Annotated in this window: 20 protein-coding genes and 1 pseudogene; 14 read left to right on the top strand and 7 right to left on the bottom strand. The window is 37.5% G+C overall.

What is annotated here, in order from left to right:
• Nucleotides 1-86 precede the first annotated feature (86 nt).
• The 3 genes from ABU914_RS05705 to ABU914_RS05715 form a co-directional block, all read right to left on the bottom strand.
• Complete coding sequence (locus ABU914_RS05705) at nucleotides 87-518, bottom strand: acyl-CoA thioesterase (RefSeq protein WP_379668769.1); 432 nt, start codon at nucleotides 516-518, stop codon at nucleotides 87-89.
• A 527-nt stretch (nucleotides 519-1,045) separates the two neighbouring features.
• Complete coding sequence (locus ABU914_RS05710) at nucleotides 1,046-3,823, bottom strand: DEAD/DEAH box helicase (protein WP_379668770.1); 2,778 nt, start codon at nucleotides 3,821-3,823, stop codon at nucleotides 1,046-1,048.
• A complete protein-coding gene (locus ABU914_RS05715; protein WP_379668771.1) occupies nucleotides 3,816-5,483 on the bottom strand; it encodes a hypothetical protein in 1,668 nt (555 codons plus the stop codon). Before ABU914_RS05715 ends, ABU914_RS05710 begins: the two co-directional genes overlap by 8 nt.
• Before the next feature lie 85 nt (nucleotides 5,484-5,568).
• Between ABU914_RS05715 and ABU914_RS05720 the strand changes: the two genes are divergently transcribed.
• Entirely contained in the window at nucleotides 5,569-6,738 is a 1,170-nt protein-coding gene (locus ABU914_RS05720; RefSeq protein WP_379668772.1) for a M20 family metallopeptidase, read from the top strand.
• Nucleotides 6,739-7,097: 359 nt separating this feature from the next.
• On the opposite strand, the gene yhfH is transcribed toward ABU914_RS05720, so the two are convergent.
• Nucleotides 7,098-7,232 carry a protein YhfH gene (gene yhfH / locus ABU914_RS05725; RefSeq protein ID WP_379668773.1) on the bottom strand — a complete coding sequence of 45 codons (135 nt, stop codon included), beginning with the start codon at nucleotides 7,230-7,232 and terminating at the stop codon, nucleotides 7,098-7,100.
• 259 nt (nucleotides 7,233-7,491) lie between these two features.
• Between yhfH and ABU914_RS05730 the strand changes: the two genes are divergently transcribed.
• On the top strand, nucleotides 7,492-9,006 hold the full coding sequence (locus ABU914_RS05730; RefSeq protein WP_379668774.1) for a C40 family peptidase: 1,515 nt from the start codon (nucleotides 7,492-7,494) through the stop codon (nucleotides 9,004-9,006).
• A 72-nt stretch (nucleotides 9,007-9,078) separates the two neighbouring features.
• On the opposite strand, the gene ABU914_RS05735 is transcribed toward ABU914_RS05730, so the two are convergent.
• The 3 genes from ABU914_RS05735 to ABU914_RS05745 form a co-directional block, all read right to left on the bottom strand.
• Nucleotides 9,079-9,609 (bottom strand): hypothetical protein, encoded by a 531-nt coding sequence (locus ABU914_RS05735; RefSeq protein WP_379668775.1) that lies wholly within the window; start codon nucleotides 9,607-9,609, stop codon nucleotides 9,079-9,081.
• Between the two features lie 135 nt (nucleotides 9,610-9,744).
• On the bottom strand, nucleotides 9,745-10,221 hold the full coding sequence (locus ABU914_RS05740; RefSeq protein WP_379668776.1) for a DinB family protein: 477 nt from the start codon (nucleotides 10,219-10,221) through the stop codon (nucleotides 9,745-9,747).
• A 632-nt stretch (nucleotides 10,222-10,853) separates the two neighbouring features.
• A complete protein-coding gene (locus ABU914_RS05745) occupies nucleotides 10,854-11,747 on the bottom strand; it encodes an LCP family glycopolymer transferase (RefSeq protein ID WP_379668777.1) in 894 nt (297 codons plus the stop codon).
• 164 nt (nucleotides 11,748-11,911) lie between these two features.
• Between ABU914_RS05745 and ABU914_RS05750 the strand changes: the two genes are divergently transcribed.
• The 12 genes and pseudogenes from ABU914_RS05750 to ABU914_RS05805 form a co-directional block, all read left to right on the top strand.
• Nucleotides 11,912-12,658, top strand: coding sequence for a YveK family protein (locus ABU914_RS05750; protein WP_379668778.1), 747 nt, complete (start codon nucleotides 11,912-11,914; stop codon nucleotides 12,656-12,658).
• Nucleotides 12,645-13,343, top strand: coding sequence for a CpsD/CapB family tyrosine-protein kinase (locus ABU914_RS05755; protein ID WP_379668779.1), 699 nt, complete (start codon nucleotides 12,645-12,647; stop codon nucleotides 13,341-13,343). Before ABU914_RS05750 ends, ABU914_RS05755 begins: the two co-directional genes overlap by 14 nt.
• 117 nt (nucleotides 13,344-13,460) lie before the next feature.
• Nucleotides 13,461-14,228: a tyrosine-protein phosphatase gene (locus tag ABU914_RS05760; protein ID WP_379668790.1), complete on the top strand. Its 768-nt coding sequence runs from the start codon at nucleotides 13,461-13,463 to the stop codon at nucleotides 14,226-14,228.
• 466 nt (nucleotides 14,229-14,694) lie between these two features.
• A complete protein-coding gene (locus ABU914_RS05765) occupies nucleotides 14,695-16,509 on the top strand; it encodes a polysaccharide biosynthesis protein (RefSeq protein WP_379668780.1) in 1,815 nt (604 codons plus the stop codon).
• Nucleotides 16,510-16,579: 70 nt separating this feature from the next.
• The gene (locus ABU914_RS05770; protein ID WP_379668781.1) at nucleotides 16,580-17,788 is read left to right on the top strand and encodes an oligosaccharide flippase family protein; all 1,209 of its coding nucleotides are present in this window, start codon (nucleotides 16,580-16,582) and stop codon (nucleotides 17,786-17,788) included.
• 68 nt (nucleotides 17,789-17,856) lie between these two features.
• The gene (locus ABU914_RS05775) at nucleotides 17,857-18,921 is read left to right on the top strand and encodes a hypothetical protein (protein ID WP_379668782.1); all 1,065 of its coding nucleotides are present in this window, start codon (nucleotides 17,857-17,859) and stop codon (nucleotides 18,919-18,921) included.
• Entirely contained in the window at nucleotides 18,899-20,053 is a 1,155-nt protein-coding gene (locus tag ABU914_RS05780; RefSeq protein ID WP_379668783.1) for a glycosyltransferase family 4 protein, read from the top strand. The genes ABU914_RS05775 and ABU914_RS05780 overlap by 23 nt, the downstream gene beginning before the upstream one ends.
• 47 nt (nucleotides 20,054-20,100) lie before the next feature.
• Nucleotides 20,101-21,408, top strand: coding sequence for a hypothetical protein (locus ABU914_RS05785; protein ID WP_379668784.1), 1,308 nt, complete (start codon nucleotides 20,101-20,103; stop codon nucleotides 21,406-21,408).
• Between the two features lie 73 nt (nucleotides 21,409-21,481).
• Nucleotides 21,482-22,072, top strand: a complete 591-nt coding sequence (locus ABU914_RS05790) for a sugar transferase (protein WP_379668785.1) — start codon at nucleotides 21,482-21,484, stop codon at nucleotides 22,070-22,072.
• Between the two features lie 21 nt (nucleotides 22,073-22,093).
• Nucleotides 22,094-22,717, top strand: coding sequence for an acetyltransferase (locus ABU914_RS05795; RefSeq protein WP_379668786.1), 624 nt, complete (start codon nucleotides 22,094-22,096; stop codon nucleotides 22,715-22,717).
• A gap of 12 nt (nucleotides 22,718-22,729) precedes the next feature.
• Entirely contained in the window at nucleotides 22,730-23,908 is a 1,179-nt protein-coding gene (locus ABU914_RS05800; protein WP_379668787.1) for a DegT/DnrJ/EryC1/StrS family aminotransferase, read from the top strand.
• 183 nt (nucleotides 23,909-24,091) lie between these two features.
• Nucleotides 24,092-24,592, top strand: a pseudogene (locus tag ABU914_RS05805) (UPF0236 family transposase-like protein); the annotation flags it as partial.
• Nucleotides 24,593-24,879 lie beyond the last annotated feature (287 nt).

Genomic DNA, 24,879 nt, shown 5'->3' on the forward strand with positions numbered 1-24,879 from the left:
CTATTGTAAGTGGGGATAGATAGAGATGTAAAGGCTTTCTTGATGTTTTGTATGAGGCTACACCATTTGCTACTTAGGAAGGGTACTTAAAAATTCCGCTGTTCAAATTGCTCAATGCGCTTGCGAACGATGTCAGGGACGGGTTGGGATTGCTTTGTTTTCGGGTCGATGCTTACGTAAATAAAGGTTGCTGTTAAAAGTGGTTCCGTCTCTTCTTTACGTGTAATCGCGAATTCTGTTGTCATACTTGAACGGCCAATTTTTGCAGTCCGGCACCAAATTTGTAACCGATCATCTAATCCCGCTGACTGTTTAAAATCAAGCGTACAATTCGCAAGGACAAAATCAAAAACACCTTGCCTCGAAAGTTTGCGTGGATCAAGTTTTAATCCTTGCCGGTAATAATCACTAATTCCAATATCGAGATAGGTCATGTAATGTGCATTAAATACGACGTTTTGCACATCGATTTCTGCATAGCGTACACGTACTTCTGTTGAAAAGTGAAAGTCTTCCATCTCATTCGACCCTTCCAGTTATATGGTTTTATTACATTGTAATAAGGGGATGATGCGAACTGCAAACAAGAATAAAAATTCCAATTCAATTTACACTCGCTGCGTCTACAAAACTTCAATGAAATAGGACCGCAATGGGATCCATTGTGTGTGGTGTACTTAGTCTGCTTCCATCATTACATTGCCTGTGGAAAGCGACTCCCAGAGTGGAAATCAGGAATGTTTGACATTAACTCTCTCTTTGTTACAGAGAACATCTAAAATCGCAAATTTTGCTTATTGCATAAAGATCTAATCTTGTCATAAGTTCTACAGCTCTATCCCTTACAGCTGCTAAAATACTAGCGTCTGTTAATTATAAGCTTATTCCGTTTAAAGTTACGATAGCTTAATAAAATAGTTTAGGCTTATTTCACCTTTGCTGCAATCTGGTCATACAACCGTTGCCACGGCTCGGTCATATGAGCAAGCTTTGGGTTTTCCGCCTTTTTCTGTTTGTTCGTTTTCTTTTTCCTTTTGCCCATCGATCATTCCTCCTGCGCATGCCGCAATGTAAACAATTCGCGTAACTCTTCGGTTGGTAGTTCGGTAATCCAATTTTCACTTTGAATTATTTCGTCGCTTAATAATTGTTTCCGTTCGAGCATCTCGTCAATTTTCTCTTCAAGTGTACCTGATGTAATTAGTTTATGCACGTGAACGAATCGTTGTTGACCGATTCGATGAGCGCGGTCTGTCGCTTGGTTTTCAACTGCAGGATTCCACCACCGATCGTAATGAATGACATGATTCGCTGCAGTTAAGTTCAACCCCGTACCGCCAGCTTTAAGCGACAAGATTAAAATATGTTCTTCGCCTTGTTGAAAACGTTCGACGATCCGATCGCGTTCTGCTTTACTTAAGCCCCCGTGTAAAAACGAAATATTCGTTTGAAACGTTTTTGCCAATAGCGTTTGAAGCAGATTACCCATCGCAATGTATTGCGTAAAAATAAGACAGCTTTCACCACGTTCGCGAATGTCAGTCACGAGTTCGACAAGTTTTTCCGTTTTATGTGATCGTTCATGCAATTGCTTCTGACTGTCATCTTTAAGAAAAAGAGCAGGGTGGTTACAAATTTGCTTTAATTTTGTCAGCATTGACAAGACGAAGCCACTGCGCTCAATGCCCGTCCGTTTGTCAATTTCCCGAAATGTATCTTCGATTATTTGTTCATAAAGCGACGCTTGTTCCGCGGTTAGCGGACAATATTCTTTTTGTTCAAGCTTGTCAGGTAAGTTCAACTCGATATCAGGATCGAGTTTCGACCGACGCATGAAAAAAGGTCGAATGAGTTGCTGAACGTGTTTCATTTTCTCACGGTCATCTTCACGTTCAATTGGCAAAACGTATTTTTCCCGAAACGTTCGTAAGCTACCGAAATAACCAGGATTTAAAAATTCAAAGATTGACCATAATTCTGTAAGCCGATTTTCTATCGGAGTACCTGTTAAGGCGATACGATGTTTGGTCTTTAGTTGTTTTACCGCTTTTGCTTGTTTCGTAAAGGCATTTTTTATATTTTGTGCTTCATCAAGACAGACCGCTTGCCAATCGATTGACGTGAGCACATCTTCATCAAGATGCGCTAAATTATACGACGTTATGACGATGTCAATGTCTTTCGCATTCTCTGCGAGCGTAGTTTTTGTTGCCCGATTCGGTCCGTAATGCAATAGGACGCTTAGGGATGGAGCAAAACGCTGGAACTCTCGTTGCCAATTACCAAGTACCGATGTCGGACAAATAATTAATATCGGTTGCTTAGGTCGTTCTCTATCCTTGATGGCTAAACTATACGCAATCGTTTGGATTGTCTTTCCAAGACCCATGTCATCTGCTAGTAGCGCGCCAAGTCCATATTTGCGTAAAAAGAGCAGCCATTCCATTCCTGTTTTTTGGTACGGACGCAACTCACCGTTTAGCTCTTTCGGAACAGGCACAGATGGCAGTTGTTTTGTTTCGGTAAGCTGTTTTATCATGTTAATCAAATGTTTGTTTAATTCAAACGTAACATGTTGCAATAGATGGTCCGCATCGTCTTCATTGTCATCAACGATTAACTCTCTCGTTAGCAGATCGGCGAACGTCACGCCAGTTTCATTCACTTGCTTCATAATCGTTTGCATTTTATCAATAAACGTAGGGTCAAGCTTTACCCATCTTCCATTCACTCGAATGAGCCGTCGATTTTGTTCGATCAGCTTTTGGAACTCTTCTTCCGATAAATCGATACCGCCTGTCGCAAGCTTCCAGTCAAAATCGATAAGTTGATTTAATCCGACGAATGATTGCTGCGACTGGCCGACGGACGATTTTACTTTCACTTTTAATTTCGGCTCGCTCGCTTGTAATTCTTTCCACCACGCAGGAAGCAGCACTTCTGTTCCTGATTCGGCAAGTTGAACACTCGTTTCCGTTAAAAATAACCAAACGTCAATTTCGGTTAGCGAAGTACGAAGCTCTCCATTCTTATCTTGAAGCGAATCATCAACTCGAAACCAATAGTCACACTCTTCGTCAATTCGATGGAGTGATGCGCGCCAACGTTTCGGTAGTTCCGAAACGTTCTCTTTTTCAAAAATATGAAGCTCATCGGGGTTATTTTTGCAACGTAATGTTATATCTAAAGACCACAGTTCTTCATCATCTTCCGGTTCACGCAAGCGAAGCCCGACCGTAAACGGTGTATCGTCTTTTTGCCAACCGATGCGTTCAAGCCAGAACTTCTCTTGCGAGATGAATGATTCACGTCCGTCCGCATCAAGGAGAGGATATTGCTCTCGAATTGCTGTCCACGCTTCACGGATCGTTTCATCTTCAGAGAAAAGCTCACGGAGTGCAGCGGTAAGCCATCCACGCTCGTACTCATTAGAATGTTTATCAACTTCCCAACCAAAAATTCCATCCTTCCAAAACGCAAAGCTCGGACGGAACGTGCCATCGCGAAGCGCTTGAAAAAGCTTTATTGCTGTTTTTTTATAGTAGTCCGTTTCATCACTAAACGTCACTTCAGCTAATGATGAATAAGGCTTACGGGCAAAAAAATCAAGTGCCTTCCAAGGTGTAAGCGCGACTCCTTGTTTACCGTCGTACTCCATTTCTTCAAGCATCGTTCCGAAAAACGTTTCATCATGCCACGAAAACAGAAGCGGTGTCCAATCATTGACAGGAACAACGAAACGATTTTCATTTTCGACCCAAAGAAAAAACAGTTCATCTTCTGTCACAACGGTATGTAAAGTTAATGTCGTCGTTTTAATCATGAATGAGCTTTCCTTTCAGTAATTCTTCTTGAAATGCACGCAATCGTCGATGTTTTTTTACAAGAAATGCGAAATATGTTTCCCATTTCTCGACTTTTTTCAATTGTCGGTAATGCGTGCGTAATTTTTTTAAACGTCGAACGGCAAGTTTATACGCTTTCCGGTTTTTTTCTGCAATCGCTCGTTGTACAGCTTGATGATAAAGTGGCAAGAGGACTGAACGATCCGCTTTTTCAATTTTTCGTAAAAACTGTTGACCATGTGTTTCAGGCTCGAATCCGACTAATAGTTGCAATTCTGCCCAGCCTTTATAATTTTCGGTCGTAAGTAAGTAATCGTTGTACGTGTAAAACGTATACGGAAGCATTTGTTTCATCGCGCGAATAAGGGCAGTATCCGATTGAACGGCATCGCTATACATAATGTAATAATGAAGGAATTTATCGGTAATGATTCGTTTCAAACGATATTCTCCTTCTCTTTTTAACAGCGGAACGAACCGCTCTTTTGCGTAATCGAGCCAACGTGCCATACGCTCGTACTGATCCTCTTCATACGTAAGCTCGATGAGAAAGAAAAGCGTTCCTTGATCACCATCTGGCAGCGCCTCTGCACGTTGAAACGCTAAATCATCTGCATCTAAAAGATACGCAAAATGAATGAGGGCAATGATAAGGGAATGTGTGAATGAATTCACCGTATAATCCTTTTGTTTACGTGCAATAACTTTTAGCTTCTCCACTAGAACACGATCATGCGCCGTAATCCACTCTTTATGCTGTAACACGTTTGACCAAATGATACGGTATAACAGCATACTGAAATACTGAAACGCACCATCAGTGAGATGCAATAACGAATCGAAATGCTCGATACTTTCTTCAAAAAGCTTGAGTTCATTTTTCGTAAAACTTTCAAGAAGCGGCATAAGTTCATCATCAAGCTCAGAGATGAGTTGCTCCAACTTTTCAATGATAAAGTCTTCATTTATAAAATGCGTCGTAGAAAATTCATGTAATTTTATCATTGTGGTTACACCCGCAAGGGCTGTGTATAGTTGAGCAGTTCTCAATTTTTTTGGACGATTTTTTAAAAGAGTTTCATAATAATCGCTCACGATTCTTTCAGCAATCATTCGCTCTTTTAAACTAGCGTGAAAGTGTGAAAATGCTTTTTTCATTTTGCTTAGAAAGAATGTATATTGGGCTTCAAACCACTCGAGCCAATCTGAAACTGAATCGAGCGATACGTTTCTTACCGTTGGTCGAGGAGTCTCTAGTTGTTTTTGTTTTTGAATTTGTAAATGATCCTTTTGTATCCGACCTTCAAATTGATGAACAACATCACTAATTGATGCAAAACTAGAATAGACATAAAAAAAAGCTGCGAGTACATGCTTGCAAAGCTTTTCTCCATCAAGTGAACATTCGCTTAGATTGACGAAATCTAATTCAAGTGTGACCTGAACTTCTTGACGATCGTACACGGTCGCAAAGAGAACGTCATCTTTAACATTCGTATTGTAAATGTTGCCTTCGCGAAATAACTGAAAACTCTCTTTGAACAGCGCTTGATCGATTTGGGAATGCGGATCAAGTAAACTGAGGAAATGTTCACTCATATAGAGCACATCTTCTTTTGTTAATTCGTGTTGAAGCATTGGACTATCACCTGCTTAAAATGACATATATGTCCATTATACGTTCTCACGTGATAAAATAACAGAAGAAAGGGGAGAGCGATAGATGGAAAAACTGTTTGCACTACTTGATGAGAACTATGGAGAAATTGTTCGCCTCCGTCGTCATTTTCATCAATATCCCGAACTATCATTTCAAGAAGTTGAAACGCCAAAATATATCGCAGATTATCATAAGCAACTCGGTCACGATGTAAGGACAGGAGTAGGGGGAAGAGGGGTTGTTGCGAAATTAGAAGGCGGTAAACGAGGGAAAACGATCGCGTTACGTGCTGACTTCGATGCACTTCCAATCCAAGAAGAACGCGACGTGCCCTATCGTTCAACCGTTGATGGAGTTATGCATGCGTGCGGGCATGATGGCCATACGGCGCAATTACTAGGGCTTGCGAAAGCGTTAAATACGATGAAAGATGACTTACATGGTACAGTCGTGTTCATTCATCAGCACGCAGAAGAAGTACCACCAGGCGGGGCAATTGCGATGATTGAAGATGGATGTTTAGACGGGGTTGACGTTATTTTTGGTACACACTTATGGGCAACGGATCCGTATGGAATCGTCGCTACGAAACCGGGTCCGTTAATGGCTGCGGCTGATCGGTTTGATATTGAAGTTCAAGGGCAAGGTGGACACGGAGCGAATCCTCATACGACGAAAGACTCGATCGTCATCGGTTCACAGCTTGTCACGAACTTACAACAAATCGTAAGTCGTCGTGTCAATCCTCAAGATCCCTCTGTCGTTACCGTTGCTTCATTCGAAGCGATCAACGGATTTAACATTATCGCTGATCGGGCAACATTGACAGGAACAGTAAGAACATTTAACGAAAACACACGAACATTTATTGAAAAAGAAATAGAGCGAATCACGCGTGGAACGTGTTTTGCAGCTGATGCGATGTATAATTACACGTATTCGCGCGGTTATCCGACATTAAATAACGATGAAAAGATGGCAGAGTACATCATGGAAAAGGCGAAGTATGTACCTGAAGTTACCGATGTACACATCGCAGAGCCACATATGGGCGGGGAAGATTTTGCGTATTATTTACAGCACGTACCCGGAGCCTTTTTCTTTGTTGGTGCTGCTGATCCAGACTGGGACGTAGCGTACCCGCACCACCATCCGAAATTTTCAATCTATGAAAAGGCTATGCTTTTGGCTGCAAAAGTCCTCGGCGCTGCGGTTCTTTCCTATAATAGATGATGTATTTGCAACAATGAACGGTATAAGTTGAGTGAAAGAAACAAGTTGCTTCATTCATAGGGCACTGGTTAAGTTATGCGATATCGTTTTTATTTGTACTAGTACAATCTGTACGGATGATTTGAATAGAATACAGTATGTGAGCGCAGGTCTCACTGTATCTAAAGTAAATAAAAACATCTGTCAGACAAGGCGCGAAGGTGAACGAAGACGTGAATAGAACTCACGTTCATGAGCGGACGAGTGAGGCGAGCAACGCCGTATGCGAGCGTTTTCATAAGGCTGGAGAAACAAAAAACAGTCCTTTGGTGAGAAGGACTGTTTTTTTGTGTGTGCATAAATGAAATAGATTAAGAGGTTTATTCAACAGCGTTGCGCAAGCAATGCTCGCACTCATTCATGTATGACTCATGCATTTCTTCGATTTCTCTTCCGCATTCTGAACAAATTTTAGCGGGCATATTTCGAAAAAACTCCATTGGTTTTCCTAGCATTTTAACCCCTCCACATTTTTAAGTTATTCATAGTGTATTATAACATCTCAAAAAAATCAACCATCTGTTATAAAACAAATTAAAATAGTTAAATAGTCCTGAAGATACAAAAGTAAAACTAAAATATAGCTAAAAGATCAAGACTTTTGTATGAACATCATAGAGTAGTATTTATAAACTATGAAAAATGTAGTAGAATTGGTAAAAAGATGTTGAAATGTTGAAATGTCTAGAACTTTTTCATGGAAGGGGATTAAAAGTGAAAAAGGCGAACAAAGCTAACAAATTGGCGGGAAAGATTGTTATTTCTTCAGCTTTTGCAGCCGGTGCACTGTTTTCTGCACCAGCATTAGGGGAAGCAGCATTAGGTGATCAGACATTGACCGAAGGAATGAGTCATAGTGATGTTAAAGAACTACAAGATGTATTGAAAGGCAAAGGTTATTTTACATACCATACGTCAACAGGTTATTTTGGTTCAATTACGAAAGACGCGCTTATTCAATTTCAACGGGATAATAACCTTCCTGCAACTGGCGTTGCAGATGCAGCAACAGTTCGTGCTTTGAAAACACAACAAGTGAAAGCTTCAACATCATCAAATACGAACGGAAAATTGAACGTCAATCAAACGTTGCGAAACGGTTCACGTGGTTCACAAGTAACGTTACTGCAAAATAAATTGAAAGCGGCAGGGCACTTTACGTCAGCCGTGGATGGGGTTTATGGTCCCCTTACAGCACAAGCAGTACGTGCTTATCAGAAAGCAAACGGACTTCTCGTTGACGGAATTGCAGGTAAGCAAACGTTAACGGCGTTGAACAACGTAAGCGGTAGTGGATCGTCAGCACCGAAGTCTAACAAAGAAAATGCATCATCAAATACGAACGGAAAATTGAACGTCAATCAAACGTTGCGAAACGGTTCACGTGGTTCACAAGTGACGTTACTACAAAATAAATTGAAAGCGGCAGGTCACTTTAAGTCAACCGTTGATGGAATTTATGGTCCACTTACAGCACAGGCAGTACGCACTTATCAGAAAGCAAACGGACTTCTCGTTGACGGAATTGCAGGTAAGCAAACGTTAACGGCGTTGAACAACGTAAGCGGTAGTGGATCGTCAGCACCGAGTAAACCAGCACCGAAGCCTGAAAAAGAAAATTCATCTTCGAATGTGTTAAGGCTAGAGTCAAGAGGACAAGCTGTTACGAAATTGCAAAATGACTTAAAACGTCTCGGTTTTTTCGGAGCAAACTCCACCGGTTATTACGGAACAATTACTGAGCAAGCAGTCAGGGAGTTCCAACGAAAATACAGATTAAGCGTGGATGGCATCGCAGGTCCAGCTACGCTCTCTAAAGTGTCGGAAGTCCTATCAGGGAAAGATCAATCATCTTCAAATGGTTCGTCCTTTAATGTGATGAACGTTGTTGCGGATGCATCTGAATTTATTGGTGTTCCGTACGTGTGGGGAGGCAATAGTCCTTCACAAGGGTTCGACTGTAGCGGTTTTGTCGTGTATGTATATAACAAATCAAACGTTCAAATTCCGCGTACAGTTGCACAAATGTGGAACACGTTTAAATCGGTAAGTAAACCAGAAGTTGGAGATCTCGTCTTTTTTGATACGACAGGTGGTCCATCACATGTTGGCATTTACATTGGCAATAACAAAATGATCCAAGCAGGTACTTCAACAGGGGTAACGATTAGCGATATGTCTAGTTCTTACTGGAGTTCACGATACATCGGTGCGAAACGCCCATACTAAAAAACTAGCGGAAACGCTAGTTTTTTGTGTTAAACAAACGTTTGATTAAGAAAAAGCGTAAAATGTGTAATATTAGTCGGGATTCATTTTTAAAATGTGGTTTTGTATTTCTTTGAGCCAGGCTCTACGCTTTTCACCGCTTGCTAAGTTCATGACATAATTAGCAATTTCGGTAAATTCAGGTTTATCAGGATTCCAGCCGCCTACGGTTTTTGATTCATCTGTTAAATTTACTGTGATGTAGAGTGAGTAACCGTCCGACACATCTAAATTGGATAAATCTTCTTTAAAATTCCAGAACTTATTTTTTCTAATAAGTTCTTTTACTTTTTCAACCTCTTTATCACTTAGTTTAATTTTGAGCACTGGTGCGTCGTTTCCAAGTTTTATTCTATTCGTTGCTTCCGTATATAACGTTAGCATGCCATTTTCCTCGATCGCATAATGCTCTGTAAATAAATTCCGAACGTCGTCTGGTCCAGCAGGTGCAGTTTTAACAATTATGAATGGACCATCCGTCTCATAGTTTGTTTTTTGGCTACAACCTGACATAAGCATAAAGAGAAATAGTATAGCTAAGTTCATTTTTATCGTTCTTTTCATGGATCTCCACCTTTTCGATGATGCTAGAGTGAACAGACTACAAAACAGTTCGTCAATCAGTATTCTCGTTAATGATAATTTACTAAAAAGAAAGGATGTCACAGTAAGTCGCTAAGTTGGACATCCTTTTCATCATTACTTTGTGATGCGAAGCATCGTATTAATTTGTCCGAGGTGCATGCCTTCGTGATAAAGGTTAAATGCAATTAAATCGCCCACCGTTTTAAACTCGACACCGACGAGTGAGAATGGTTTTGGAAGTGGTTCAGATAGTCGACCTGCGAATTTTTCTTTAATTTTGCTTGGTTGTTCTTGAAGGGCTTGGATAATTTCATCTAAAGAAGGGGTTTCCTCGTTCCAATCGTTCGGACTCGTCCCGTTTGCGAATGATTTATGGAACGGTTTTCCGAAGTCTGGTTGTTCGCCAGCAGGATAATTTGCAAGTTGATCCGTAATCGTGATGATATGCCCTAAATTCCAGCGCACATTGTTGTTAAATCCTTCTGGAATCGTATCGGCGAAATCAGCATAATCACTTTGAATCTTTTTCGCTGCTTGTAGTGTGCCTGCGCGTGTCGTTTCAAGTAAAGTAAAAAGCATGTCTTCGTTCATTTCAATATCCCCTCGCTATGTAAATTTTATGCACATGTCTATTGTAAAATTATCCGAGAATTCAGTCAAATAATAAGAAAATATAAAATAAAAAAGTAGCGAAGTGATTTAGTGTAAGAGGAGTTTTTCATTCGATGGAATTCAAGATTTTGCTATTTCTTAAACACAAATTCAAAGTTGTTATGCGGATTGCAGATTTCTTATCTAAATCTGAATAAGTAAAATTATTTTTCTATTTTAGAACGCGTAACGTCAACCTCACTTTTAAGAATCATAGTTCTTTAAATAGTTTAGACTCTGTTTCATCGAGTTTTGCCCTTCATTAAAGTTGTTCATCTTACAAATGGGCAACATCAGTTTTTAAAGTGGACGTCTACTTTACATGTTGAATATCATGCAAATATTTGCCCTCTTTCATTTTACTTGAATATATTGAGAAATGTTTAACGCGACATTAATCAAACGTTTGTTTAAAGGCAAAATCTTTTACGTGACTAACTCATAATCTAAGTGACGACTATTCACTTCGTTTTTCTCATTGTACAGGTACAATTTTATAAATCGTAAACAGTAAAAAAGCGCAGCGATGCCACGCTTTTAACAAGTCGTTTTTCAATATTCAATCCGCTTTTTTATTCAATTTCAAGATGTTCTTTCAAACGTGCTGAAATCGTATTTCGCTCATCTTCAGTAACGATATAGTAGTAAATGTTGTTAATGCGTGTGCCGGAACCTTTTATTTCAAATGACTCGGTATTTTCGGCGGCTCCGCGATAATGTTTTTGGATTTTTTTCATTTCATCGAATGTTAAGTTCGTTTTCACATTTTCTTCAAGTGAGTTCAGGATGTTGCCGAACTTTGTAACGGTTTGGAAGCTCGCTCCTTTTTTTATAATTGCTTTAATGATTTGTTGTTGACGAATGTTTCGACCGAGGTCACCTTTTGGGTCCTCATAACGCATGCGGCTATAAGCGAGTGCTGCTTCACCATTCAATGTAATCGGACCTTCAGCAAATTGATGACCGCCACTGCTGAACGTAAATGCATTTGTTACAGTTACACCACCAAGCGCGTCAACGATTTCCTTAAATGCTTCCATATCCACTTTCACATAATAGTCAATTGGAATGCCGAGAAAGTGTTCGACCGTATCCATTGCCATCGGAACTCCACCGAACGCATACGCATGATTAATTTTGTCGTCCGTATCACGCCCGACAATTTCTGTTCGCGTATCACGTGGAATGTTGAACATTATCATTGAATTTGTCTTCGGATTTACGGTCACGACGACGATCGTATCAGAACGACCGCGATCGCCATTCCGTTCATCGACACCGAGTAACAAAAATGAAAGAGGTTGATTTTTTTCCAAGTCAATGTCTCGTACATTATCACGTTCGATTGGTTCGTGCACTTTCGATGCGGTGTCTGTAATTTGTTTATATACGTAACCTGCATATCCCCCAATGGTAAGCGCAAAGACACCTGCAATAATTCCTACAATTTTCAACAATTTTTTCACATTTCGTCTTCCCCTCATGTACTCTATATTGCTGATTATAGTCGATCAAACATGGTTTGACTATATGTGAATGACAGATAGTTTTATTTTTCGAAAATTTTCACATACGTCTAAGGATGTTATGTTATAATACGCATATATTACTAGTAAACTTGGAGGAAGCGATGGAAGAGACTATTAGTTTAAAAGAAATCGTGGACGTTCTCAAAAAGAGAATGAAAATGATTTTACTCATAACTGTCATTGCGGCGGCAATTAGTGGTGTCGTGTCTTTTTTTGTTTTAACACCTATCTACCAATCTTCAACTCAGTTACTCGTGAATCAATCTCAATCAGACCAACAGTATGTTGATGTGAACCAAGTTCGAACAAATGTGGAACTCATTAATACATATAACGAAATTATTAAAAGTCCATTTATTTTAGACAAAGTAATCGATGAATTATCTCTAGAACAGACACATGCGGAGCTTAATGGACAAGTGAATGTGACAAGTGCACAAAATTCGCAAGTGATCGAAGTGACGGTTGAAGATCCTAATCCGAGTAAAGCTGCCGAGATTGCAAACGGGATTGCATCGGTCTTTCAAACTGAAATTGTAGAAATTATGAATGTTGATAACGTAAACATTTTGTCAGTCGCAGATGTATCTGACGATCCTTCACCAGTAAAACCGAATCCGACGTTAAATATTGCGATTGCGATCGTGATTGGCTTAATGGTCGGAGTTGGACTTGCTTTCTTACTAGAGTATATGGATAACACGATTAAGACTGAGCACGATATCGAAAAACATCTCGGTCTTCCTGTACTCGGTACGATTGCGAGGATGCCAGAGGAAGAAACAAAAGCGACGCGAAGACGTACACGTCAAATGGCGATGAGAGGTGAGACAATTGAGTCGAAATAGCCGAAAACAGATACAAAATAACAAAGGACGTAGTTTAATTACTCACCATAACCCAAAGTCCATCATTTCTGAACTGTACCGGACGATCCGGACGAACATTCAATTTTCACTCATTGATGATGAGATGAAGACGTTAATGGTCACTTCAGCAGGACCTGGGGAAGGGAAGTCAACAACGATTTCGAACCTCGCTGTCGTGATGGCGCAACAAGGAAACCATGTACTTCTTGTCGATGCTGATTTAAGAAAGCCAACGGTCCATCATACATTTCGACAAACGAACACGCGTGGACTTACGAATGTATTAACAAGACAGCTTTCACTTGAAGAGGCGATTAAAGATACTGAAGTTGAACGATTGTCAATTTTGCCGAGCGGTCCGGTTCCACCGAATCCGTCAGAATTACTCGGTTCAAAAATGATGGAACAATTAATAGAAGATCTGTCATTGCAGTACGACATCGTTTTATTTGACTGTCCTCCAATTCTCGCTGTTACTGATGCACAAGTGATGGCGAATTACTGTCAAGGCGTTGTACTCGTTGTCAAAAGTGGAACGACAGAAATAGAAGCCGCACTAAAAGCTCAAGAAAACTTAGAACACGTGAACGCAAAGTTACTCGGGGTCGTTTTAAATGATAAGCCGATGAATGGTGATACGTATTACTATTATTACTACGGTTGATGATTAGGACTATTTAAAAATAATTGAAATTTTTCTCTTGTCAATTAAGGAAATATCTAGTAGAATACTAGTCACATTATCCCACACCTTAGGAGAAAAGGTCGAGAGGTGACTCGTTTGATCGATATCCACTGTCACATTTTACCAAATGTTGATGATGGCCCAAATGATGTTGAAATGAGCTTATCGATGGCTCGAAACGCAGCAAACGAAGGAATTACACATATTATTGCAACACCGCATCATCGCAACGGTCATTTTCAAAATACAAAACAAGAGATTATAAGTTATGTACAAGCATTGAATAATGAAATTGTGAAAGAAGGTATTCCAATTACAATTCTTCCAGGCCAAGAAACGAGATTGAATGGTGACATGGTTGAAGAATATGAAAATGGAAGCCTTCTTACGTTAAATAATACTGAACGGTATGTTTTCGTTGAATTTCCGGCGAATGATATCCCGCGCTATACGAAACAGCTCCTGTTTGACTTGCAATTGAAAGGATTAACTCCAGTAATCGTCCATCCTGAGCGCAACCGAGCGATTATGGAAAACCCGAATCGGCTTTACCGACTCGTAAAAGATGGCTCGCTTACACAGGTGACTGCGGCAAGTGTCGTCGGAAAGTTCGGAAAAAAGATAAAAGAACTTAGCATGCAACTGATTGAGCACTCACTCACCCATTTCATTGCTTCTGACGCACATAACGTTACATCCCGAATATTTAATATGAAAGCAGCTTACGATCAGATTGAGAGAGAATTCGACAGAGATCTCGTAGATGAGTTTCAACTCAATGCGAAATTGCTCGTTGAAGGGAAAGACATTTACACGCATGAACCAGTCGAAGTTCGGAAGAAAAAGAGGTTTGGCTTATTTTAATTAAGGTAGATAAGATGTAAGGTCGAAATCACGTTTAGTTCTGAGCTCTGGCTTCAGACCCAAGACCTTTATCCAGGTTAAAAGATCATCGCAGCTAAATCGTGAATCTTGCTTCTGACTTCAGACCCAAGACTTCAGCAACACCTAATCCCAAAATGAATGGGTCATCACAGCCTAATCGAAAGTCTGGCTTCCGGCTTCAGACTTCGACTTCTGGACAGGGTCGGTAATGTCTCCTTACCGTTAGCAACGGAGGCACTCGACTATATCGTGGGCTTAGACAAGCCTTAGACGCATTCGTTGTCGATGATATAGTGTGAGGCAGGGTTAGATGCCCTATTTTAACTTTACAAGTTGTTTCAAGTTGCTTAAAGAAAGAACATAACAGCATCGTTGTGTGTTTTCTTTAAGCATTTTTTTATTTTTCATTTAACGAGGACATCAATTAAAGAGAGAGGGGGATTTTGTGACTTATTATAAGCGGGTACCACTGCTGATGGCACTAGACTCGTTGATCGTGCTTTGTTCCATTTATGTAAGCTTTTTTCTATTACATCCTACATCTAACTTTCATTTATCGAAAACATTGCTCATCACTTCACTCGTTCTTCTCATTAGTCATCATGTGTTTGCATTCATCTACCACTTGTATGATAAGGCGTGGGAATATGCGAGTGTCGGCGAACTTATTATTATTGTCAAAGCTGTAACGTATTCGATTCTCATTGCAGCACTTGTGCAATGGATCGGCATCGGCACAATTTACATTCGTGTTTTATTCATTACGTGGATGCTTCACGTTCTGCTTATCGGAGGTTCGCGTTTTTCATGGCGCATGTATCGTGATCGTTACATAAAACCACGTGCGACTAAACGAAAAACGTTAATCGTCGGAGCGGGACAAGCAGGCACGACCGTCGTACGTCAACTATTGCACAATCACGATGTTGATCTGTTGCCAGTTGCTTTCGTTGATGACGATGTAAAAAAACAACGGCTTGAAATGTATGGAATTAAAGTGCTCGGTCAGATTAAAGATATTCCACAGCTCGTCAAGAAACGAAAAATCGAAGACATTATAATTGCGATCCCGTCGATATCAAAAACAGAATTACGCAGAATTTATGATGTTTGTTCACAGACAGATGCCGAAGTCCAAATTATGCCACTAATAGAAGACATAATGACAGGCAAAGTCGAAGTGAGCGACATTCGTAAAGTCGAGGTTGAAGACTTACTTGGAAGAGAACCCGTTGAATTGGATATTAGTAGTATTTCAGATTCAATTACTGGGGCAACCGTACTCGTTACTGGAGCAGGGGGTTCGATCGGATCGGAAATTTGTCGGCAAATTTGTACGTTCCACCCACGACGTATAATTTTATTAGGTCACGGAGAATACAGCATTTATAACATTGATCTAGAATTACGGAACGAGTATGAGAATTCCATAGAGATTATACCAGTGATTGCCGATGTGAAAGACGAAGATAGAATACACGAAGTGATGAGGACGTTTGCCCCTCATGTCGTATACCATGCGGCTGCACATAAACATGTCCCTTTAATGGAAGGAAACCCGCTTGAAGCGGTGAAAAATAATATTTTTGGAACGAAAAACGTTGCAGAAGCAGCGGATGCGAACGATGTCGAGACGTTCGTGCTCGTTTCAACCGATAAAGCCGTCAATCCACCAAACGTAATGGGAGCGACGAAGCGCATCGCAGAAATGATTATTCAAAATATGGCGAAAGAAAGCAAAACAAAGTTCGTTGCTGTTCGCTTCGGTAACGTACTCGGAAGTCGCGGTAGTGTCATTCCGCTTTTCAAAAAACAAATTGCTGAAGGGGGACCCGTCACGGTGACACATCCTGACATGACACGCTATTTTATGACGATCCCAGAAGCATCACGACTCGTCATTCAAGCGGGAGCACTTGCCGAAGGTGGCGAAGTTTTTGTTCTTGATATGGGCGAACCCGTCAAGATCGCTGATTTAGCAAAAAATTTGATCAAACTATCAGGATACACTACTGAAGAAATTGAGATTCACTATACAGGAATACGACCAGGGGAAAAACTATATGAAGAACTATTAAACGAAAATGAAATTCAAGAAAAACAAGTCTTCCCGAAAATACATATTGGAAAGGCAAAACCAATTGAACAGAAAATATTATATTCGATTATTAAAGAACTTCAATTTTTGGGTAATGAAGAGTTTAAAGAGACTTTAATAAGAACTGCAAATCAAAGAAATTTTGAAAAGGTAAATGTTTGACTAATAAATATATCAGGGAATCAAATAATTTCATATTCAAAACCTATGAGAAAAATGAGTGGAATAAACTATGAAAAAGAATTTAATATTTAACCTGATTGCAACAGGAGCATTTTACTTTGCCCAATGGTATAACATTATACTGTTAGCAAAATTCACTTCAACTTATGAAGTTGGAGCCTATATGTTCTTATACGCTCTATCTATGCCGATTTTTTATTTCTTTTCGATGGGTCTTAGAAATGTAGTGACTAGTGATAAGCAGCTATATAAAAAGACCAATATGTATATTGCAAACCGGATAATGAGTGTTTTTTTGGGAGTTTTATGTTTTTTTGTATTAAGTTTTTTTTATAATGACAGAATAGCTTTCTCAATATTAATTTTGTTTTCCCTAATCAAAACGTTAGAATTTTTATCAGACATTATGTATGGTTTTTGGCAAAACAAAGAAAACTTTTTTTTAATAGCACTTTTTCAATTAACAAAAGTAATATTATTAATAATTGTTTCTACGTTTATAATTTATAAACACGGGTCTTTGGAGTCACTTCTTATATCAAATTTGGTAATATATTCATCTATTTTTGTTTTAGAGATAAAAATATTTAATAAGGAGTTCAAAGTCTCGTTTAATTTTATTTATTTACTTAAGAGTATTAAGCTATATAAAACAGTTTTACCTTTAGGTTTTTCTTTTTTATTAATTAATATGATTAACAATCTACCGAGATTCCTCTTGGAAAGATTTTCAGATTTAAAGTTTGTAGGAATATTCTCGGCAATATTTTTCATTACCATGATTGGAACAGTCTTTATGAGCTCCTTAACCCAAGTTGCGATACCTAAGCTTCGGGATTTCTATAATATTAGTGACCGAAGCGGATTCTTAGGATTACTTATTAAAATGGCAATGCTAGGATTAGCTTTAGCTTCAATGATGTTTTTTATATCAATTTTTTTCGGAAAAGATATTTTAAATTTTTTATATGGTCCGGAATATAGTAAACACTATACGTTAATGATTTATTTTTCACTTGGATTATTTTTTACCTACTCTACTTCTTTTTTAAGTAACGCTATGATTGTAATTAATCAATATCAATTACAAATGATTTCTCAAATAATATCTATTATTATTCTGCTTATTTCGTTACTTCTAGGATTAAGTTTTTATGGTGCGGAAAGTATAGGTAAAATAATAGCTTTTTCCGACTTTATAAGATCTTTATCTCTTTCGATATTATTTGTTGTAGGTTATAAGTTGGTGCATAGATAAAATGAAATTTCTTGTAAATAAAAGTAAAAAAGATATTAGTTTAATACTATCAAAGGGATGGATTATTGGTGAGTATCTATTATTACGAAGCAATAAAAGGATTGCTTTCTGTTAAAACGAACATTAAAGACTTTTCCTGGTCTTATGGAACAGTTATGCCAAGGTGTACTGAACAAGAATATTATAATTGTAAAATTAAAGTGGATGTAATTGAAGAGGATTTTAGCATTCCTGATACCTTAGAGAAGATGGGAAAATACCATTACTTCAGGGGATATCCCGGTGGTAAGGAGGTTTATTATTATAGAAACTTCCTATTAGGTAAGAAACTAAAACTGAAATTAGTAGATGGGAATAGTAGGAATCCTAAATTATATGTTAATAAATCTTATTTCAAAAACATTAGACATCGATTCATGAACCTTCATTCTGTGGGTTACCTATTAACTGACTTGGCATCATATTTATTGCTAAAGGAAGGCTATGCTCCTATACATTCTTCAGGTTTCAACTTTGATGGTGAAACTAATGTAATATTTGCTCCACCTAATACAGGAAAAACATTAACGAGTATGATGGCATGTTTAGAGTTGGGAGCAAAATATATTGCAGAAGATTTGGCAGTTACTGATGGGAAAAATATATACTCTGTCCCATGGACTAGTACTTTCAGATATTACTCGAATGTTGACAAATCACTTACTTCTAGGATGAAGAATCGGTTGATAAAGGTTTTCCCTCCTCTTGAATTAGTAGGAAAGCAAAAGGTAAATCCTATAACAGATTTTGTGAACAAAGAGAATATACTACATCAATCGGAAATTGATAATCTTATTTTGTTAGAAAGAGATGAATTTGAAAAGACAAAGTTTGAAGAGATAGATGAGATTCATAGAAAATTAGTTAATTTAAATCGTTATGAATTTAATTATTTAAGATCTCCGTTAATAATAGCATACACTTTTTTTAATCCAGAATATAGTGTCGAAGAAGCGGCTTATGAGGAAAAAAGAATCTTAAAGAAACTAATCTGTAATTCGAAAAAGTCCTTCGTAGTAGCAGATAAAGACGCCACTAATTATTTGAGTTTAATTTTAAAGGAAGTTTCCAATGGAAAAAAAGTCACAGTATAAAGTCCTGCACTTAACAACTATACCTATGTCTTTGTACTTTTTGGAAAACCAATTAAAATTTTTAAAACAAAATGATTTTGAAGTTCATGTTCTGTCTTCACCTGGTATATTACTTGATAACTTTTGTATTTCTGAAGAAGTAGTAAAACATGAGGTAGAAATACAAAGAAATATTTCTATTCTTAAAGATTTAATTGCGTTACTAAAGATAACCCGAATTATCCTAAAGTATAAATTTGATATTATTCATACTCACACGCCTAAAGCAAGCTTACTAGGGATAATTGCTGGAAAAATTGCAGGGGTAAAGATTAGAATATATCATTTGCACGGATTACCTTTTGTAACTAACGAGGGAATTAAAAAAAAAATTTTATACTATGCTGAGAAGTTAACCTGTATGTTAGCTACTAAGGTGTATGCCGTAAGTCCGTCTTTAAGGAAATATGTTATTGAAAAGAATATTGTTAGTGAAAGAAAAATAAAAGTTATTAGAAATGGTTCAATAAATGGCTTAGATTCAATTGAAAAGTTTAATCCCCAAAAATACGATGTCAATGAAGTAAAAAGAGAGTTGAATATATCAAAAGAAGACTTTCTAATGGGATACATTGGTAGAATTACAAAAGATAAGGGTATAGTAGAACTGATTACTGCATGGGAAAAAATAAATATTTTAAATCCAAAAGTGAAACTATTACTAGTGGGACCTATAGAGAAAAACAACCAATTACCAAAAGAAATAATTCACGAGATACTTCACAATAAAGATATAATATTTACAGGGTTTGTTAAATTAACTGCACCCTACTATATGGTTATGGATGTTTGTGTTTTTCCTACATATAGAGAAGGATTCGGCATGACTGCAATAGAAGCTATGGCAATGGAAGTTCCTGTCATTGCTAGTGAGGTTATTGGTTGTGTTGATACTGTTAATGATGAGAAAAATGGCTTTTTAATACCAGCTAAGTCTCCAGAGAGTATTATAGAAAAAGTAAACTATTACTTAGAAAATAGAAAACTAATTAATAAACATGGTAGATATGGGAGGAATTTTGTTAAAGTTCACTATGAACAATACCCTATTTGGAAAGAACTGGTCAGAGATTATACTAGTTATTTAAAATGACATAGAGCAAATTCTAAAAATTTCACTACTATATATTGGAGTAAATAATGTGTATTCAAATCAATTCTATTAAACAAAATGCATTAATATGCTTAATTTTTATAAGCCCTCTTCTACTATTTGTTCTTATCAATCCGCAGGATTGGTTTGGTTTCTTATTAATTTATTTCTGTTTATTATATATCTTTTCGCAGAAAGTTTTTATTAACAAAAAATCAGTATTGTTTATTGTACTAACTTTGTTTTTTTTCAAATTGTTGGTATCTATAACTAATGCTTTTTTTGTTAATTTATACGGTGCTAATTCAGATTCACTTCGTTTTCATAATAATGCTGCTAATATTGTATTGTTAAACGAAAAAATCAATATCCTTCAGACTGGTACTGCAGGATATGAGAGTTTTTTAGCATTATTTTATAGGGTTTTTGGAATTTCTCAATTTTTAGGTCAAAACCTATCAATTCTAGCTTTTTTAATATCACTATCAACGTTGCTAAAACTATCTCAAATAATTCAGGGAGACAAATACCAAAAATTTATTATAATTTTCTTTGGTTTTCTTCCCTCAAATTTAATCTATACATCTATCATTATGCGAGAACCATATCAAATAATGTTTTTTCTTTTATCTTTGTATAGTTTAGCGAAAATGATAAAAACAGATAAAATTAGACCAATCCACTATTTGAAATTTTTGGTATTTGCCTTTCTGTTAGGAATGCTACATAATGGTTTATTGGTATTTTCCATAATTTTAGTTACAATAGGAACAGTAATAATCTTACCTAAAAAGTTAGGAATCCTAAGATGGCTTATATCTGTTGGCATTATTTCAAGTATTTTATTGATTGTTATGGGAGAAACAACTGTTCTGGGTATTTCAACTCCTGCAACAGAGGCTGTATTTAGCGGTAATATAAATGATTATATTGAGAGGTATAGAGATGGTGGTATGAGACAAGAAGCTAGGGCCACATACAATACAGAGTTTGATTCTTCCAGCATAGGAGCAATGATTGTCTCAGGTTCAATAGTGTTTTTCTATTATATGTTTGCCCCTTTTCCTTGGCAGTTAACATCCGTGATTGATTTATATGCAGCTTTATTTAATGCTTTGATGGTAACATTATTTGTTACTGCATGCTTTTTTTATAAGAAAGAGAGAAAGAATAACGTGAATAGAAGAATTATAATTACTCTTCTATTATTTTCATTTATTTTAGAATCCTTATGGTCATTAGGAACAGTTAATTGGGGAACGGCTATACGCCATCATTTACTTGCATATAGTGTTTTATTAGTATTAGGATCTTCTGTAATATTAGAGAAGTTAAGAAAGTTGATAATTAAATAAAATGGTTTAATAGTTTTATAATATAAGGTAAGCATTAATTGATTAAAATAATTGTAATAAAAAGTGAGTCGATATGAAAAGAACTTTTGATTTTTTTCTTTCTTTATCAGGATTAATATTTTGCCTTCCAATTATTCTTTTTTTGGTAATTTTACTACAATTGACATTAGGTTCTCCAGTTATTTTCAAACAACAACGTCCCGGATTACATGGGAAACCCTTTTATGTATATAAATTTAGGACAATGACAGATGAACGTGACGAAAATGGTAATTTGTTACCTGATCATCAACGTTTATCGAAAACTGGTATGTTGATACGGAAGTTAAGTCTTGATGAGCTACCACAGTTGTTTAATGTTCTAAAAGGGGATCTAAGTTTAGTAGGACCTCGGCCGTTATTAATGGAATATTTACCACTATATAATGAAGAGCAAGCACGACGCCACGAAGTGAAACCTGGTATCACAGGTTGGGCACAAGTGAACGGTAGAAATGCCATTTCGTGGGAAGAGAAATTTACATTAGACGTGTGGTATGTTGATAATCAATCGTTTTGGCTTGACATTAAAATCCTTTTTTTAACAATACTAAAAGTGTTTAAACGTGAAGGTATTAATCAAGATGGACATGTTACAGCGGAAAAGTTTAATGGCTTCAATTAATCAGTGTAGAGAGTGATTTTTGTGAACATAGTTGTAATTGGAAATGGTGGACATAGTAAAGTTGTTCAAGATGTTATAAAGGCAACCTCAAAGTATGAAATTTTTGCAATTCTTGATGATAATTTTAGTAATGTCGTCTATGAAAATAATTGTTGTTATGGACCTATTTCTTTTGTTTCAAAACTGCTTGAAGAAAACGATGCTTTTTTTGTAGTTGCTATTGGTGCAAATGACGTTAGAAAACAGATTGTTACACAAACACAAATCCCTTATGAATACTTTGTTAATGTCATTCACCCATCTGCTATCATTAGCCCAAAGGTTAATTTGGGTAAAGGAATTGTCGTGATGCCAAATGCAGTTGTAAATGCGGATACTGTTATTGGAGATCATGTGATTGTTAATAGTGGTGCAATTGTGGAACACGATAATATATTAGAAGACTATGTTCATATATCACCAAATGCAACGTTAACGGGGAATGTTACCGTTGGACAAGGATCACAAATTGGCGCGGGGGCGACATTAATTCCAGGTATATCCGTTGGAAAATGGAGTGTCGTAGGTGCGGGGGCAACTGTTATTCGGGATTTACCGTCAAATTGTAAAGCGGTTGGTTCACCAGCTAGAGTTATAGAAGGTTGAGGTAGTTGTAGAATGAGCAATCAAAAAGAACGAATTCATTTATCTCTTCCGCATATGAGTGGAAGAGAAAGCAAATATATTGATCAAGCGTTTGAAACGAATTGGATTGCACCTCTAGGGCCAAATGTTGATGCTTTTGAGCAAGAACTTGCCGAATACGTTGAGGCACAAGGAGCTGCAGCTGTAAGTTCAGGTACAGCTGCTATTCATCTGGCATTGAGATTACTTGGAGTTAAAAAAGGGGACACTATTTTTTGCTCTTCTCTTACTTTTGTTGCAAGTGCAAACCCTATTTTATACGAAGGTGCGACCCCTGTTTTTATTGACTCTGAACCTGAAACGTGGAACATGTCACCTCAAGCATTAGAAAAAGCTCTTATAGATGCCAAACGTGAAAACAGTTTGCCTAAAGCTATCGTTGTTGTGAACTTATATGGTCAAAGTGCAAAGATGGATGAGATTGTTTCTCTTTGTCAGAAATTCGATGTACCAATCATTGAAGATGCCGCTGAGTCCTTAGGTTCGACATATAAAGGAAAAAAAAGCGGTACTTTTGGGAAGTTTGGAATTTACTCGTTTAATGGTAATAAAATCATCACGACATCAGGTGGTGGTATGCTTGTATCTAATGATGTTGAGGCATTAGACAAAGCTCGATTTCTTGCAACCCAAGCACGTGATCCCGCCCCTCATTACCAACATAGCCAAATAGGGTTTAACTATCGAATGAGTAATTTATTAGCTGGTGTCGGTCGAGGCCAATTAGAAGTTCTTGATGACCGTGTTCGTGCAAGGCGAGCAGTATTTGAACGGTATGAAAAAGCTTTAAGTTCAATAGAAGGTATTCAATTTATGCCTGAGCTGGAAGGTACCGTGTCAAATCGATGGTTAACAGCCTTAACGATAGACCAAGATAAACTTAAAGTAACCCCAACAGATATTTTAGGTGCTCTTGAAAATGAAAACATTGAAGCTCGTCCAGTTTGGAAGCCCCTTCACTTACAGCCGCTATTTGATAGTGCTAAATATTATTCTCATGATGATGGGAAAAGTGTTTCAGATGATTTGTTTATGAATGGACTTTGCTTACCTTCGGGTTCAAATATGACTGCTGAACAGCAGGTACGAGTGATTGAAACGATTTTGAAAGTGATTAAAAAAGTAATTAAAAAGGATGAGTGTAACTGCTAGACTAGATTTAATAGCCACTCTTAATGGGTATCTATGAGAACAGCTCCAATGAGCCGAAAACGAACTGTTACGTACCTACGCAGACAATAATAAGTAGGGCTTGTTTCGATGATTTTTAGATCCCGATGAACATAAGATAGTTGCTTCCGGATATTGAACAAGATATAAATCGAACATTTGGTTATAAGAAAAGCATTACAAGAGGATAAATTAGAAGATTTTAAGCTCATTTTAGATACATATGAGAGTAATCTTGAAGATGAGAAACAGATTGAAAAAGTAGGGAAATTTCGTACGTATATCTTAAATCACTGGGATTACATTTCGGACTGGCGCGAAAGAATTGATGATGCACCAAAAGGTGCTAGAGGATTAGGGGCAATGGAATCCAATCAACGGCGTATTATATTTCGTATGAAAAAGCGAGGAATGCATTGGAGTAAAGAAGGTGCTGAAGCTATGGTTAAAATAAGGCAAGGGATAGCTAATGATACGTTAAGAGAAGTCTATCTAGCTTCACAAAAGAGAAGCCATAGAAAACAGCGTCAAGTAAAGCAGACAGTGCGTATTTCTCAATTATTACGTCAACCTACACGTCAATCAATCGGAGCTAAACAAGGTTCTATCAGCTTGTATACAGCTCACTCATCGGCAATAGGAAGATTATTTAAGGCAATAAGCTAAAACCACATTTTCCGTATTGATTCGTTAGGTTCTTACCTTTTAGAACCAAACGAATAAGTACGGGCAGCAAGCGATAGCGCGGTAGCCATAAAGCGTACAAAAATAGAGTGCCACAAATATAGATGTTATAAGTCGACCGAGAATAACTTGACACATACATTCGAGTCAGCCTTGAAGAGTAAAAATTCTTCGAGATAATCATCTCCTAAATTTGATAAATATGGGATAATTTAACTGTATTTATCGCTTTTTAGGGGGATTTCTGGATGGTTACAAGAAAAGAAAAA

The sequence above is a fragment of the Pueribacillus sp. YX66 genome, assembly GCF_041725775.1.
Taxonomy (GTDB): Bacteria; Bacillota; Bacilli; order Bacillales; family UBA6769; genus Pueribacillus.

What these genes read in the sequence shown, in the direction of transcription:
- ABU914_RS05720 (WP_379668772.1), top strand. Translation starts at nt 5,569, where the DNA reads ATGGAAAAACTGTTTGCACTACTTGATGAGAACTATGGAGAAATTGTT.
- ABU914_RS05785 (WP_379668784.1), top strand. Translation starts at nt 20,101, where the DNA reads ATGTGTATTCAAATCAATTCTATTAAACAAAATGCATTAATATGCTTA.
- ABU914_RS05790 (WP_379668785.1), top strand. Translation starts at nt 21,482, where the DNA reads ATGAAAAGAACTTTTGATTTTTTTCTTTCTTTATCAGGATTAATATTT.
- ABU914_RS05735 (WP_379668775.1), bottom strand. Translation starts at nt 9,609, where the DNA reads ATGAAAAGAACGATAAAAATGAACTTAGCTATACTATTTCTCTTTATG.
- ABU914_RS05770 (WP_379668781.1), top strand. Translation starts at nt 16,580, where the DNA reads ATGAAAAAGAATTTAATATTTAACCTGATTGCAACAGGAGCATTTTAC.
- ABU914_RS05800 (WP_379668787.1), top strand. Translation starts at nt 22,730, where the DNA reads ATGAGCAATCAAAAAGAACGAATTCATTTATCTCTTCCGCATATGAGT.
- ABU914_RS05740 (WP_379668776.1), bottom strand. Translation starts at nt 10,221, where the DNA reads ATGAACGAAGACATGCTTTTTACTTTACTTGAAACGACACGCGCAGGC.
- ABU914_RS05715 (WP_379668771.1), bottom strand. Translation starts at nt 5,483, where the DNA reads ATGCTTCAACACGAATTAACAAAAGAAGATGTGCTCTATATGAGTGAA.
- ABU914_RS05780 (WP_379668783.1), top strand. Translation starts at nt 18,899, where the DNA reads ATGGAAAAAAAGTCACAGTATAAAGTCCTGCACTTAACAACTATACCT.
- ABU914_RS05705 (WP_379668769.1), bottom strand. Translation starts at nt 518, where the DNA reads ATGGAAGACTTTCACTTTTCAACAGAAGTACGTGTACGCTATGCAGAA.
- yhfH (WP_379668773.1), bottom strand. Translation starts at nt 7,232, where the DNA reads ATGCTAGGAAAACCAATGGAGTTTTTTCGAAATATGCCCGCTAAAATT.
- ABU914_RS05750 (WP_379668778.1), top strand. Translation starts at nt 11,912, where the DNA reads ATGGAAGAGACTATTAGTTTAAAAGAAATCGTGGACGTTCTCAAAAAG.
- ABU914_RS05710 (WP_379668770.1), bottom strand. Translation starts at nt 3,823, where the DNA reads ATGATTAAAACGACGACATTAACTTTACATACCGTTGTGACAGAAGAT.